The following is a 13,025-nucleotide window of genomic DNA, read 5'->3' as shown; positions in this document are numbered from 1 at the left end:
CGTCAGGGCGTAGCCGACCGGACGGAACAGCTGCGCCGGCTGGGCGATGCCGGAGCGCCCGGCCATGGCGTCGGGCGCCATCACGCACATCATTCGGGTCATGTGCCGGTCGCTGTCGTTGATCAGGTCTTCGAAGCCCTGGGCTGGCGGACTGGTGTCGGAGGCGGCCGGTGTCGAGGGTGAACGGGTAGTCGCCGTCGGGGAGTTCGGCCGCCGACTGGTGCGGGCGGGCGAAGAACTGGGCGCGTCCGCTCGCGGTGGGGAAGGCCAGGCGGGGACGGGCACCGTCTTCTCTTCAGGCGCGTGGGTTGATCTCGGCTGTGGTCATGTCCGCGAGTCGCTGTGCGGTGTTGAAGTGGGGGGTGAGTCGGGTCTTGGTCATGGCGAAGGAGGTGCCGGTGGCGGTGTCGGCATAGACGTAGCTGCCGCCACCACCGACCCAGCCGAACGTGGCCGGTGCCTCGTCCGGCCGCGTACCGATGCGGCCGAGCGGATAGCCCAGGGCCAGCCGCGCATGGTTGCCGAAGACCTGGTCGGTGCCCTCGAAGGCCACCGCTGTCAACTCCCCGAGCCGGGGTGAATCGATGAGCCGACCGTCGAGGACCGCGGCATTCATGGCAGCGATTCCCCGCGCGGTGAAGGTGCCGACCGACGGGATGTCCGCTTGCAGGATCTCGTGGCTGTTGCCCATGGCCGCGGTCGGCCGCAGTTCCCAGGGCGCGAGGATGGCATCGCCGTCAGGTGGGGCGACCGGGCGCGGTGCGCCGTCTTCGAGTCGTGCCAGGCGGGCCAGGTCGGTTCGGGGCACACCGAAGTACAGGTCACCGTCGAGGCCAAGGGGCACGGTGATCCATTCGTGCAGGAGCTGCCGCATCGGTTTGCCGGTGGCCCGGCGTGCGACTTCGCCGACGAGGAAGCCGTAGGTGAACGAGTGGTATCCCGTCTCGGTCCCGGGCCGCCACCGCGGTTCGGCGTCGGCGATCGCGGCGCAGACTCGCGACCAGTCAGTCAGGTCGGCCGGGCCGATGCCACGAGGCATCGCCGGCACGCCGACCGAGTGTGTCAGCACGTGCCGAAGAGTGGCAGTCGCCTTGCCGTGGGCAGCGAACTCCGGCCACAGGTCGGCCACTGGTGTGTCGTATCCGACGGCACCGGTCCTGACGAGCAGGTGAGCGATCAGTGACGTCATGACCTTGCCGGCGGAGAAGCTGAAGAACGGGGTCTCCGGGGTCACCCTGCGTCCGGTCCGGCCATCGGCGACACCGGCGACGGCGTCGGCAACAAGGGCACCGTGGTGGTAGACGGCAACCTGCAGCCCGCTCTCGGCTCCGGAATCAACGCATTCGTCGAGGACGCCTTGGATCTTTTGCCGGAGTGAGGGCATCGTCGTCACCGGCTCGGCCACGTGTAGCGAGTCTGGCTGGACGTCGGCAGCTTGCCGAAAGCGAATCCGACGGTCGGCGCGACCCGATACAGCCTGATGTCGCCAGCGATGACGACGTCCACACCGGTCAAGGCACTCGTGCCGGTCGTGAGCACACAGCGCGGGGATTGTGCTCGAGGTTTCCCGCCTCGCGCTCCTGACCACCCGTGGCAAAGCATGCGCCGTCCAGACTCCAAGCCGCCGACAACGGCGTCAACCGGCACGGGTGAAGCAGTGCCGCCAAGCCGACCCATCATGCCCTCCGGTAGGTGTCACGCGCCGTCTCGATGATGACCGGAACTCGCCGAGAAACTCATCGGTCCGCACGCGCACCGGCAGGCCGTTTGCCGCATAGAAACCCACTACCCGCTTATTCGGGCCGGCGCGCTTCCACGGAGCTGTCTGCGCAGGATCACGAGTTCGGATGGCTACTCTGGGTCCGCGATCTGGAGGAGGTTGCGTCTGCATGGGTGACGGGCACGCGCCGGGGTTGTCCGAGCGGGAGGACATGCTCGGAGCCGACTGGGAGGCTGATCGGCCCGCGGTCTTCGGTGCGGCCCACCGGCTGCCGGAACCGCTGCCGACGGGGCCGGACGCATCCGAACCGGACCTCGTCGACGAGTCCGCCAGTTCGGCGATGCTCCCGGTGTTCCACCGGGAGGGCCGTGTCCACTCCGTGGGCACGCCGCAGATCACCGACGGTCTGATAGCCGCGTACCCCAGGGTCATCGCCCCGGACAAGCTTTCTCACGTCTGAACAGTCTCGCCCCGAGGGGCTGCCTCGTCTCCCTGACGAGAACCGAATCGATCAAATCGGGACAGACGAAGAAACGCTCGCGGGCAGAACGGATCGATCACGCGGACGGCATACGTCCACCTGCCGCGTTCCTCCGCCGATGACCCGCGCCGAGCCCTGCGCGAAAGGGCTGCGCGCTCGTGCACCCCTCCCTAGTTAAGGATCTTTATGCAAGCCATCGTTGTCCGGGACCGTGACGCCGGTCTCGCCGGGCTGTCCCTGACGGACATGCCCTATCCCGAAGCGGCCCAGAACGACGTCGTCGTGCGGGTACACGCCGCGAGTCTCACGCCCGGAGAGCTGGACTGGCCGGGCACATGGACCGATCGCTCGGGCCACGACCGGACGCCGAGCGTGCCCGGGCACGAGCTGTCGGGTGTGGTCGAAGAGCTGGGGTTCGGCACCACCGGCTTCAGCGTCGGCCAGCGGGTGTTCGGTCTGGCCGACTGGACCCGCAATGGCTCGCTCGCCGAGTACGCCGCGGTGGAGGCCCGCAATCTCGCGCCGCTGCCGGCGGACGTCGACCACACCTTGGCCGCCGCACTGCCGATCTCCGGGCTGACCGCCTGGCAGGGCCTGTTCGACCACGGCCGCCTCGCCACGGGCCAGACCGTCCTGATCCACGGCGCGGTGGGCGGCGTCGGCTCGATCGCGGTACAGCTCGCCCGCGAGGCCGGCGCCCGCGTCATCGGCACCGGCCGGTCCGCCGACCGGGACAGGGCGCTCGCGCTGGGTGTCGACACCTTCCTGGACCCGCAGACCGAGAAGCTGGAGGACGTCGGCGAGGCCGACGTCGTGTTCGACGTGATCGGCGGAGACATCCTCGACCGCTCGGCGACCCTGGTCCGGGCCGGCGGCACGTTGGTCTCCATCGTCATGCCGCCCAAGGTACGGCCCAAGGACGGGCGGGCCGTCTTCTTCGTCGTCGAACCCGACCGCGCCCGGCTCACCGACCTCGCCACACGAGTGAGGGACGGCCGGCTCAAGCCCGTCGTCGGCACCGTACGGCCACTCACCGAGGCACCCGCCGCATTCGCCCCCGAAACCCGTACCCCGGGCAAGACGATCATCCGCGTCGCGGAAGACTGAACAGGAGACCCATCGTGACCGGAATGCGGATCACCAGTGGCCTGCTGGCCGTCGCCACGCTGAGCGCGGCCACGGCCTGCACCGCCTCGGACCAGGCCGCCCACGCCAAGACGCCCACCGGCGCCGTGACATCGAAGCACCCCACCGAAACCGTCAAGCCCCTGCTCCAGCGGGCCCTCCCGAATGTGAAGGGCAAGACGTTCACCTCGATGGTCGTCGACTTCCCACCCAACGCACGCGCGGTGCCGCACCGGCACGGCAAGGCGTTCGTCTACGCCTACGTCCTCGAAGGCACCGTGCGCAGCAAGCTCGCCGGCGAGCCCGTGCGCACCTACCGCCAGGGCGGGAACTGGGTCGAGCGGCCTGGCGCCCACCACGTCCTGACCCAGAACACCAGCCGGACCGAACGGGCCAAGCTCCTGGTCGTCTACGTCTCCAACACCGGAGACAAACTCAAAGTTGACGACCCGAGGTCGTAGTCCGGCTGCCGAGGTCGCCGTCCCGGAGGCGATCGGTTCCTCCCACTCGCGGTTCTCCTGATCGAGGAGAATCGAATGATGCTCATCACCGCGGATCGGGTCCTGACGGATTCGGACACTTACCTGGAGGACGGCGCCGTCCTCACGGATGGCGAGACGATCATTGCCGTAGGACTCAGGGAAGAGGTTGTTCGGCAGGCACCACCGGATGCCGAGCACATCTCCTTCTCCGGCACGGTCATGCCCGGCCTCATTGACGCCCATGTGCACTTGATCTTTGACGGGAGCCCTGACCCCGTCGCCGTCCTCCAGGCCACCGACGAGGAACTGCTCGGCCTGATGCGGCAGCGTGCCGAGCGGCTGCTGCGCACTGGTGTGACGACGGCACGTGACCTGGGGGATCGCAACGGACTCGCGTTCCGCGTCGCCCGGGAGATCGAGGCGGGCAGTGTGTCCGGCCCGCGCATCCTCGCGGCCGGCGCTCCGGCGACCCCGCCGGGAGGTCACTGCTACTTCCTTGGGGGAGAGGTCGCCGGCGAGACCGAGATCCGTGACCTCGTCCGGCGTAATGCCGCCGCCGGTGCCGCCGTCATCAAGGTCATGACCAGCGGGGGAGGGCTCACCAAGGACGGCCCGCGCAGTTGGCAGAGCCAGTTCTCCCGCGAGGAACTACATGCCCTGGTCGATGAGGCGCACTCCGCCGGGCTGCCGGTCGCCGCGCACGCCCACGGAGCGGAGGCCATCACCGAAGCCGTCGCCGCCGGGGTCGACACCCTCGAGCACTGCACCTGGATGACCGAGACCGGATTCGACCTCCGCCATGACGTGCTCCAGCGCATCGTCGATCGGAACATCGCGGTCAGTGTGACCGTGAGTCCGCATTGGCGGATGCTCCCCAAGGTCTTCGGAGAGGAGCGCGCGGGCCTCATGTTCGACCAGGTGAGGCAGATGGCCGAGGCCGGAGCGAACGTGATCATCGGCACGGATGCCGGGGTCCAGCGAACCGGCTTCGACGGGTTGCCCGGCGCGCTGACCTTCTACGCGCACCTGGGTATCCCGAACAGCGTCGTCCTCGCCATGGCCACCCGCCGGGCCGCCGAGGCGCTCGGGCTCGGCGGCGTGACAGGGCGTGTCGCCCCGGGGTTCCGAGCCGACCTCCTCCTTGTCGACGGTGACCCGCTCCGGGATCTTGAAGCCCTGCAGCGGGTCCGGTCCGTCATCAGCGTCGGCAACGCCGAGTTCCCGCGCGCGCCGGCCGGCTGGAGTTCGAGTTCCGGGAGGTCGGTCAGCCGGACCGCGAGTTCGGCGGCCTGATCGGACTCCGCCGAGGCCGGCGCCCTTGCGCACGCCGCGCGGACACGCAGGGGGCGGCCCTCGTCCAGGGCCATCACGCCGAGTTGGGCGTCTCCGCCGCCATCGGTGAGGGCTTCGCGCTGGGGATGCGGCACGGCGTCGACCTCCGTGTGCTGTGGTCGGCGATCCAGCAGGCGGTCGGCGACTCCTTCGTCGCCCGCCACGGCGCGCCCTCGATCTTCGCCGGGCACTACGACCCGTTCGACAGCCCTTGCTCAACCTATCGACTTTCGATAGATTCCTATCGCAATTCGATGGGAGGATCAGTCATGGGAAAGCTGACCGTGCGTGCGCTGCGCGCCGTACTCGTGGTGGTGCTTGCCGGCACCGTGTTCGTGCAGGCATTGATGGTGTGGACACTGGTCAGCGGGAATGACCAGGAGGACGGGTCGCTCCCGCTCACGGCGCTGCGCGTGATCACCATCCTGGGCATGGTGTCGGCCCAGGTCGCCCTGGTCTGCGTATGGCGGCTGGTGGCGATGGTGCGACACGGAACCGTGTTCTCCCACGCCGCCTTCCGGTACGTGGACGCCGTGATCGGCGCGATCGTGGCGGCTGCCCTCCTGTGGTTCACCGTCACGGCCCTCAACGCGCCGGGTCAGCGGGACGATCCGGGCGTCACCGTCATCATGGGCGGGGTTGGCGTGGCCATCCTGGGGGTCGCGCTCATCGTGCTCGTGCTGCGGATGCTGCTCGGCCAGGCCGTCGCGCGCGACGTCGAAGCGTCGCAGATGCAGGCCGAGTTGGACGAGGTGATCTGATGCCGATCGCCGTCGACATCGACGTGATGCTGGCCAGGCGGAAGATGACCGTGGGCGAACTCGCGGACCGCGTAGGGATCACGCCCGCCAACCTGGCGGTACTCAAGAACGGCCGCGCCAAGGCGGTGCGCTTCACGACGCTCGCCGCTCTCTGCGAGGTGCTCAAGTGCCAGCCGGGTGACCTGCTGCGCTGGGAGGCCGAGGACGCCGCGGGCGAATGACGTGCCCTTCCAAGATCATGGAGTTCTCGGCGCCCTGTGATCCGGGTGGAAGACCCGCGGTGTACGGCACGCTCTGGCCGTCATGCTCGGCGCGGCCAGCGGATACTGGGGCGCATGCGTATCGACTTCGATCCCGAGACCATGGGCTCCACCCCCTTCTACAAGCTGCTGACCTCGGTCGTCGTGCCCCGGCCGATCGCTTGGGTTTCGACCGTCGGCCAGGACGGTGCCGCGAACCTCGCCCCGCATTCGTTCTTCACCGTCGCGGCCGTGGCTCCGCCCGTCGTGCAGTTCACTTCCGTGGGGCGTAAGGATTCGCTGCGGAATGTCGAGGACACCGGGGAGTTCGTGGTGAACCTCGCTCCCGAGGGGTTGTTCGAGCAGGTCAACGCGACCGCGACGGACTTTCCGCACGGGGTGAGCGAGTTCGAGGCGGTGGGGGTGGAGCAGGAGGCGAGCCTGCGGGTGAAGCCGCCTCGGGTGGCGGGGTCGCCGGTGGCGTTGGAGTGTGTGGTGCACAGCACGATGGGGCTCGGGAACTCGACGGTGGTCTTCGGGCGGGTGGTGCATGCGGTGATCGACGACGAGGTGATGGTCGACGGGCATGCCGAGGTCACCAGGTTGCGGCCGCTGTCCCGGCTGGGGAGGAACGAATGGGGCACGGTCGGTGAGGTGCTGGATCTCGCCCGGATCCGTTACGCGGACTGGGAGGGCCGGGGGCCGGAGAAGACGTGAGGCGCACGGCCGTAGGAAGGGGTCGTGGTGATCGAGAGCGTGGTGTTCGACATCGGCTCGACCCTCGTCCGTGAGGACCGCTACTGGGGCTCCTGGGCCGACTGGCTCGGGGTGCCCCGGCACACTCTGTCCGCGCTGGTGGGAGCCGTCGTGGCGCAGGGGCGGGACGACGCGGACGCCATCCGGCTGCTGCGGCCGGACGGCGTGGACATCGACGCCGAGCGCCGGGCGCGGGAGGCGGCGGGGCGGGGGGAGTGGCTGGACGAGTCCGATCTGTACCCGGATGTGCGGTCCGCGCTCGGCGCGCTGCGGGAGTCCGGGCTGCGGGTGGTCCTGGCCGGGAACCAGTCGCTGCGGATGGGGGAGCTGCTGCGGGGAATGGAGCTGCCGGTCGACGCCGTGGCCACGTCCAGTGGATGGGGGGTCGTCAAGCCCGATCCGGAGTTCTTCCGGCGGGTGCTGGAGCTCGGCGGCGCCGCGCCGGGCGACACGGTGTACGTGGGTGACTACCCGGCCTTCGACATCCGCCCGGCGAAGGCCGCCGGGCTGCGGGCCGCGCATATCCGCCGGGGGCCGTGGGCGTATCTGTGGGCCGATACGGTCGACGCGGCCATGGCGGACTGGCGGATCGACTCGTTGAGTGAGCTGGTGGGGATCGTCACCGGACCGTCGGGGCCATCGTTCCCATAAGCGTTCCCGTAAGGCCGCAGCTCAGGGCAGGGGTGTGCGCTGGGTGAGGAATTCACACCCGGTGTGATGCGAGTGCTTGCATATATCTACCGCACACCCTTCCCCGCTGCCCGGCATGGGGCTTGACTCGTCCCATGCCGCTCAGGGGGCGCCAGACCTGAGCGAAGGGGCCGCCGGACTCCTCCCTCCTCGGCCGGCGGCCCATCTCCCTGCCTGTCCGGCGGATGGCCGAGCGGATGTCTGCGCGGACGGCCGAGAGGTGCGTCAGCCTGCCGACTCGGCCGCGTGCGCGCTCAGCACACCGAAGCCGATGAGCGCGAAGAGCGCGATGCCCAGCAGGATCCGGTAGATCACAAACGGCATAAAGCTCTTACTCGAAATAAATTTCATGAACCATGCGATCACCACGTAGCCGACAACGAAGGCGATGACCGTCGCGAAGATCGTCGGGCCCCACTCCGTATGGCCCTCGGAGGCGTCCTTCAGCTCGAAGGCGCCCGAGGCCAGCACCGCCGGGACCGCGAGCAGGAAGGAGTAGCGGGCCGCGGCCTCGCGGGTGTAGCCCATCAGCAGTCCGCCGCTGATCGTGGCGCCCGACCGGGAGACGCCCGGCACCAGCGCCATCGCCTGGCAGACCCCGAATATGAGCCCGTCCCGGATGCTCAGTTCCTGGAGCGTCTTGCGCTGGTTGGCGACGCGATGCCGGCCGCCCGTCTCATCGCGGGCCGCACGCCGGTCCGCGAAGCCCAGCACGACCCCCATGACCACGAGGGTCGTGGCTATGAGCCGCAGATCGCGGAACGGACCCTCGATCGCGTCCTGGAGGGTGAGGCCGAGCACGCCGATGGGCAGCGAGCCGACGATCACCAGCCAGCCCATCTGGGCGTCGTGGTTGCCGCGCCACTCCTTGCTGAAGAGCGAGCGGAACCAGGACGACACGATCTTGACGATGTCCTTGCGGAAGTAGATGAGCACCGCGAGCTCCGTACCGATCTGGGTGATCGCGGTGAAGGCGGGCCCAGGGTCGTTCCAGCCGGCGAACGCGGCCGTGAGCCGCAGATGGGCGCTGGAGGAGATCGGAAGAAACTCAGTCAACCCCTGGACCAGCCCGAGGATGAATGATTCAAACCACGACATTGAGTCTTCGCTATCCAAGGCTGATCGTGCGCTGCTCGGTCCCTGGTCTCAGATGTCCAGGCATGACCGATTCAGGCGGGGCGGTCAGTGGGAAGCCGACCGTCGAGGATCAACGGCCGGTTGTGGGGGCAGCGTAGCGTCCCCGGCTGCGCGGCCCATCAAGGGCCTGGTCAGACCATCGGTTCAGCGCTTTGACCTTGGGTACTCGGGGCTCGGCCGCCCGGCCGCGGGCGCCTGGTGAGGACAGCCGTGGACAGCCTGGACAGCCGAGGAGCCGAACCGTATGACCGCGATCGGGCGCGACGGAGGACAGGGTGGCCGACGGGACGGGACCGGGGGCGGCGCCGGGAACGGGCCGGGTGGGACGATCACCACCGAGGTCCCGGCGCGGCTGGACCGGCTGCCCTGGTCACGCTGGCACTGGATGATCGTGATCGGCCTCGGCACCGTATGGATCCTGGACGGTCTCGAGGTGACCGTCGTCGGCAATATCGCCAGCCGTCTCTCCGAGCCCGGCAGCGGGCTGCCCATCACCGACGCGCAGGTCACCGGGATGGCGGCGGCCCTCTATGTGGCCGGGGCCTGCACCGGGGCGCTGGTCTTCGGCTGGCTCACCGACCGCTACGGCCGCAAGAAGCTCTTCCTCATCACGCTCGGGGTCTATCTGGCCGCCACCGCGCTCACCGCCATCTCCTTCTCCGCCTGGTGGTTCTTCCTGTTCCGCTTCCTCACCGGCTTCGGCATCGGCGGGGAGTACGCGGCCATCAACTCCGCGATCGACGAGCTGATCCCCAGCAAGTACCGGGGCCGCGTCGACCTGGTCATCAACGGGAGCTTCTGGCTCGGCGCGATGGGCGGTTCGCTGCTCTCCGTGCTGATGCTGAACACGGACTTCTTCGCGCTGAACGTCGGCTGGCGGCTCACCTTCGCCCTCGGCGTCGTCCTCGGCCTGGTCATCCTGCTGGTCCGGCGGAACGTCCCCGAAAGCCCGCGCTGGATGTTCATCCACGGCCGGGCGGAGGGCGCCGAGGAACTGGTCGCGGCGGCCGAACGGCGGATCGAGGACGAGACCGGGCGGCGCCTCCCCGAGCCGGACAAGGCCATCACCATCCGCACGCGGAAGAGCACCGGCTTCATCGAGATCGCGCGGACGCTCTTCCGGGCGTACCCCCGGCGCGCGTTCCTGGGGCTGGCCCTCTTCATCGGGCAGGCGTTCCTCTACAACGCCATCACCTTCGGCTTCGGCTCGATCCTGGTGAAGTTCTTCAACGTGCCCAGCGGAAACACCGGCTACTACTTCGCGGTCATCGCCTTCGGCAACTTCCTCGGGCCATTGCTGCTGAGCAGGCTCTTCGACACGGTCGGCCGACGGCCGATGATCTCGGGGACGTACGTCCTCTCCGGTGTGCTGCTGTTCATCACGGCCTGGATGTTCGGCAACGGCTGGCTCAACGCGACCACGATGACCGCCTGCTGGTGCGTGGTCCTCTTCTTCGCCTCGGCCGGAGCCAGCTCGGCGTATCTGACCGTCAGCGAGGTCTTCCCGATGGAGACGCGCGCCCTGGCCATCGCCTTCTTCTACGCCATCGGCACGGCGGCCGGGGGCATCAGCGGTCCGCTGATCTTCTCGGATCTGACGGCGAGCGGAGTCATCGCCGACACCGCGCTGGCCTTCTCCATCGGGGCGTCGCTCATGGTCGCCGCCGGGCTGGTCGCCGTCTTCCTCGCGATTCCGGCGGAGCGGCGTCCGCTGGAGGACATCGCCGAGCCGTTGTCCGCCCGCGCCGCGGCCACATCGGCCTCAGCCACCGGGCCGACGAGCGGCTGACCGGCTCCCGGCCGACGGCTGACCGGCCCCGGCCCCCGTCAGCCCCGCTGGTCCGCCCGTCAGGCCCGCGGTGCCATCTCCTCGTCCGCCGCCGTGTCCTCCGTGGGCCGTACGGGCCGCACGGGCCTTACGGGCCGGATACGGCCGCGTTTGCGCCAGGCCACCAGCGCCCCCGCGACGGCGGGCACCGTGATGAAGGCCAGCGCGAGGAGGAAGACGGGCGAGGTGGGGGTGGTGGCTCGGCTGCCCGCCACCACGTACGCGGCGGTGTTCGGCACGCTGCCCAGCCCCGTGGCCAGCAGGAACGACGGCCAGCCCATCCGGGAGACGGCCGCGCAGTAGTTGGCGGCGGCGAACGGCACGCCGGGGAACAGCCGGATCGCCAGCATCGACCGGAACCCGTGGTGGCTCAACTGCCGGTCCGCCGCCGTGAGCCAGCGCCCCCGCAGCAACGGCCGCAGCGCGTCCTGCCCCAGCAGCCGTCCGAGGCCGAAGGCGATCCCGGCGCCGATCACCGTGCCGCCGATGGCCGTGGCCAGCCCGGCCGGGATGCCGAAGAGCGCACCGGCCGCCAGGTTCAGCAGCGGCCGGGGGACCAGCGCGGCGGTGCCCACCCCGTACGCGGCCGTGAAGAGCATCACGGCCGTACCGCCCGTCAACTCCGGCCAGCCGTGGGTGAGCAGCCGCTGCGGCTGCCACAGCCAGACCGCGATCGCGGAACCCGTGAGCAGCGCGGCGAGCAACCCCAGCCGCGACCACGGCGAAAGGAGCACGGCGCGGGCGCGGCGGGTGGCCGGTTTCGCGGGCGGCGGGGCGACATCGAGCATCGCTGGAGCGTAGCCGACCGGGCCCGGCGGACGCTGTGATGTCGTCGGGTTGTCGTCCGATTGTCGGCAGACCGTCGACAGAGGTTCCGAACCCTGACGAGAGAGGCCGAGAGAGGTTCCGAACCACCCGCCCCATCCACCCCGCACGTACCGAAACGCACCGAAAACCATTCGACGCGGACCGAACAGTGCGCGAAGATCACAGCATGTTCCGGCTCGCCTTCCTCACGCCGACGTCCGCGGTCGCGGACGCGCCGAAGGCTGCCGTCCCCTCTCTCGCTCCGGCCGCGGTCGCCGCCTTCACCACGGACCCGCCCGCAGCCGTTCCCGCCGCCTGCCTCGACGGCGCCCGAAGCTGACCCTCCTCGGACAACTCCGACGGATCCCCCAGGGGGAGGGTCGGCGAGGTTCTGGGGTCCGCGCTTCCCACCCCCGCTGACGAGGAGAGACCGTCGCATGTCCAAGCAGACGTATGTGCGCACCAAGCCGCATCTGAACATCGGCACCATGGGCCATGTCGACCACGGCAAGACCACGCTGACCGCCGCCATCACCAAGGTGCTGAGCGAGCGCGGCACCGGCGGCGTCTATGTGCCGGCGGACCGTATCGACCGGGCGCCGGAGGAGGCCGCACGCGGCATCACCATCAACATCGCGCATGTCGAGTACGAGACCGACACCCGGCACTACGCGCATGTCGACATGCCCGGCCACGCCGACTTCATCAAGAACATGGTGACCGGCGCCGCCCAGATCGACGGGGCGATCCTCGTGGTCTCCGCGCTCGACGGCGTGATGCCGCAGACCGCCGAGCATGTGCTGCTGGCCCGCCAGGTCGGCGTCGACCACATCGTGGTGGCCCTCAACAAGGCCGACGCGGGCGACCCCGAGCTCACCGACCTCGTCGAGCTCGAGGTGCGCGAGCTGCTGTCCGCGCACGGCTACCCCGGTGACACCACGCCCGTCGTACGGGTCTCCGGGCTGCGGGCGCTGGCGGGCGACCCGCGCTGGACCGGGTCGATCGAGGCGCTGCTGGACGCCGTGGACATCTACGTACCGACGCCGGTTCGCCACACCGGGGCGCCCTTCCTGCTACCGGTGGAGAACGTGCTGACCATCACCGGACGCGGCACGGTGGTCACCGGTGCCATCGAGCGCGGCACGGTACGGGTCGGCGACCGCGTCGAGGTGCCCGGCACCGATGTGGCCACGGTGGTCACCGGGGTGGAGACCTTCGGCAAGTCCATGGAGTCGGCCGAGGCGGGCGACAACGTGGCGCTGCTGCTGCGCGGAGTGGCGCGGGACGCGGTGCGCCGCGGCCATGTGGTGGCCGCGCCCGGCAGCCTCGTGCCGCGGCGGCGCTTCACCGCGCGGGTGTACGTGCTGTCGGCGGCCGAGGGCGGCCGGCGGACCCCGGTGTCCACCGGCTACCGCCCGCAGTTCTACCTCCGTACGGCCGATGTGGTCGGCGCCGTGGACCTCGGGGCCGCCGCGGTGGCGCGCCCCGGTGACACGGTCACCATGACGGTCGAGCTCGGCCGTGCCGTACCGCTGGAGCCGGGCCTCGGCTTCGCGATCCGCGAGGGCGGTCGCACGGTGGGCGCGGGCACGGTGACCACCGTGCTGCCGTAGCCATCACCGGCCCCGCTCGTCCGCCTCCCCCGTGCGGGGGTGGCGGGCGAGCGG

At 69.9% G+C, this 13,025-nt stretch carries 14 protein-coding genes; 11 read left to right on the top strand and 3 right to left on the bottom strand.

The genetic code is table 11. From position 1 onward, the window contains the following. Positions 1-295 precede the first annotated feature (295 nt). Entirely contained in the window at positions 296-1,405 is a 1,110-nt protein-coding gene (locus LIV37_RS08365; protein ID WP_020866670.1) for a serine hydrolase domain-containing protein, read from the bottom strand. Between the two features lie 484 nt (positions 1,406-1,889). On the opposite strand from LIV37_RS08365, the gene LIV37_RS08360 reads away from it, so the two are divergent. From LIV37_RS08360 to LIV37_RS08325, 8 genes are all read left to right on the top strand, one after another. After that, entirely contained in the window at positions 1,890-2,180 is a 291-nt protein-coding gene (locus LIV37_RS08360; RefSeq protein ID WP_020866668.1) for a hypothetical protein, read from the top strand. Positions 2,181-2,387: 207 nt separating this feature from the next. Further along, complete coding sequence (locus LIV37_RS08355; RefSeq protein ID WP_020866667.1) at positions 2,388-3,308, top strand: NADP-dependent oxidoreductase; 921 nt, start codon at positions 2,388-2,390, stop codon at positions 3,306-3,308. A gap of 23 nt (positions 3,309-3,331) precedes the next feature. Then, entirely contained in the window at positions 3,332-3,787 is a 456-nt protein-coding gene (locus LIV37_RS08350; protein ID WP_121825694.1) for a cupin domain-containing protein, read from the top strand. Between the two features lie 75 nt (positions 3,788-3,862). Continuing rightward, positions 3,863-5,101 carry an amidohydrolase family protein gene (locus LIV37_RS08345; RefSeq protein WP_020866665.1) on the top strand — a complete coding sequence of 413 codons (1,239 nt, stop codon included), beginning with the start codon at positions 3,863-3,865 and terminating at the stop codon, positions 5,099-5,101. 308 nt (positions 5,102-5,409) lie between these two features. Further along, positions 5,410-5,901 carry a DUF2975 domain-containing protein gene (locus tag LIV37_RS08340; protein WP_121826167.1) on the top strand — a complete coding sequence of 164 codons (492 nt, stop codon included), beginning with the start codon at positions 5,410-5,412 and terminating at the stop codon, positions 5,899-5,901. Next, on the top strand, positions 5,901-6,122 hold the full coding sequence (locus LIV37_RS08335; protein WP_020866663.1) for a helix-turn-helix domain-containing protein: 222 nt from the start codon (positions 5,901-5,903) through the stop codon (positions 6,120-6,122). Before LIV37_RS08340 ends, LIV37_RS08335 begins: the two co-directional genes overlap by 1 nt. A 114-nt stretch (positions 6,123-6,236) precedes the next feature. Continuing rightward, positions 6,237-6,857: a flavin reductase family protein gene (locus LIV37_RS08330; protein ID WP_020866662.1), complete on the top strand. Its 621-nt coding sequence runs from the start codon at positions 6,237-6,239 to the stop codon at positions 6,855-6,857. A 27-nt stretch (positions 6,858-6,884) separates the two neighbouring features. Then, a complete protein-coding gene (locus tag LIV37_RS08325) occupies positions 6,885-7,547 on the top strand; it encodes an HAD family hydrolase (protein WP_121826168.1) in 663 nt (220 codons plus the stop codon). Between the two features lie 264 nt (positions 7,548-7,811). Here LIV37_RS08325 and LIV37_RS08320 read toward each other — a convergent pair whose 3' ends face one another. Next, positions 7,812-8,684 carry an undecaprenyl-diphosphate phosphatase gene (locus LIV37_RS08320; protein ID WP_020866660.1) on the bottom strand — a complete coding sequence of 291 codons (873 nt, stop codon included), beginning with the start codon at positions 8,682-8,684 and terminating at the stop codon, positions 7,812-7,814. A gap of 283 nt (positions 8,685-8,967) precedes the next feature. Between LIV37_RS08320 and LIV37_RS08315 the strand changes: the two genes are divergently transcribed. Further along, a complete protein-coding gene (locus LIV37_RS08315; protein WP_020866659.1) occupies positions 8,968-10,512 on the top strand; it encodes an MFS transporter in 1,545 nt (514 codons plus the stop codon). Positions 10,513-10,571: 59 nt separating this feature from the next. Here the strand turns inward: LIV37_RS08315 and LIV37_RS08310 are convergent, their stop codons facing one another. Further along, the gene (locus tag LIV37_RS08310; RefSeq protein WP_020866658.1) at positions 10,572-11,339 is read right to left on the bottom strand and encodes a TVP38/TMEM64 family protein; all 768 of its coding nucleotides are present in this window, start codon (positions 11,337-11,339) and stop codon (positions 10,572-10,574) included. A gap of 206 nt (positions 11,340-11,545) precedes the next feature. Here LIV37_RS08310 and LIV37_RS08305 point away from each other — a divergent pair, with 206 nt between their 5' ends. Next, positions 11,546-11,698: a hypothetical protein gene (locus LIV37_RS08305; RefSeq protein ID WP_020866657.1), complete on the top strand. Its 153-nt coding sequence runs from the start codon at positions 11,546-11,548 to the stop codon at positions 11,696-11,698. A 97-nt stretch (positions 11,699-11,795) separates the two neighbouring features. Then, entirely contained in the window at positions 11,796-12,971 is a 1,176-nt protein-coding gene (tuf, locus tag LIV37_RS08300) for an elongation factor Tu (RefSeq protein ID WP_020866656.1), read from the top strand. Positions 12,972-13,025: the final 54 nt, after the last annotated feature.

Source organism: Streptomyces rapamycinicus NRRL 5491 (genome assembly GCF_024298965.1).
GTDB lineage: Bacteria > Actinomycetota > Actinomycetes > Streptomycetales > Streptomycetaceae > Streptomyces > Streptomyces rapamycinicus.
Note: the sequence above shows the minus strand (reverse complement) of the source record. Positions and strands in the feature narration are given on the sequence as shown.

Bases quoted from the DNA above. Each gene is read 5' to 3' on its own strand.
- LIV37_RS08340 (WP_121826167.1), top strand. From the start codon at position 5,410: ATGGGAAAGCTGACCGTGCGTGCGCTGCGCGCCGTACTCGTGGTGGTG.
- LIV37_RS08355 (WP_020866667.1), top strand. From the start codon at position 2,388: ATGCAAGCCATCGTTGTCCGGGACCGTGACGCCGGTCTCGCCGGGCTG.
- LIV37_RS08345 (WP_020866665.1), top strand. From the start codon at position 3,863: ATGATGCTCATCACCGCGGATCGGGTCCTGACGGATTCGGACACTTAC.
- LIV37_RS08310 (WP_020866658.1), bottom strand. From the start codon at position 11,339: ATGCTCGATGTCGCCCCGCCGCCCGCGAAACCGGCCACCCGCCGCGCC.
- LIV37_RS08335 (WP_020866663.1), top strand. From the start codon at position 5,901: ATGCCGATCGCCGTCGACATCGACGTGATGCTGGCCAGGCGGAAGATG.
- LIV37_RS08330 (WP_020866662.1), top strand. From the start codon at position 6,237: ATGCGTATCGACTTCGATCCCGAGACCATGGGCTCCACCCCCTTCTAC.
- LIV37_RS08305 (WP_020866657.1), top strand. From the start codon at position 11,546: ATGTTCCGGCTCGCCTTCCTCACGCCGACGTCCGCGGTCGCGGACGCG.
- LIV37_RS08360 (WP_020866668.1), top strand. From the start codon at position 1,890: ATGGGTGACGGGCACGCGCCGGGGTTGTCCGAGCGGGAGGACATGCTC.
- tuf (WP_020866656.1), top strand. From the start codon at position 11,796: ATGTCCAAGCAGACGTATGTGCGCACCAAGCCGCATCTGAACATCGGC.
- LIV37_RS08315 (WP_020866659.1), top strand. From the start codon at position 8,968: ATGACCGCGATCGGGCGCGACGGAGGACAGGGTGGCCGACGGGACGGG.
- LIV37_RS08350 (WP_121825694.1), top strand. From the start codon at position 3,332: ATGCGGATCACCAGTGGCCTGCTGGCCGTCGCCACGCTGAGCGCGGCC.
- LIV37_RS08320 (WP_020866660.1), bottom strand. From the start codon at position 8,684: ATGTCGTGGTTTGAATCATTCATCCTCGGGCTGGTCCAGGGGTTGACT.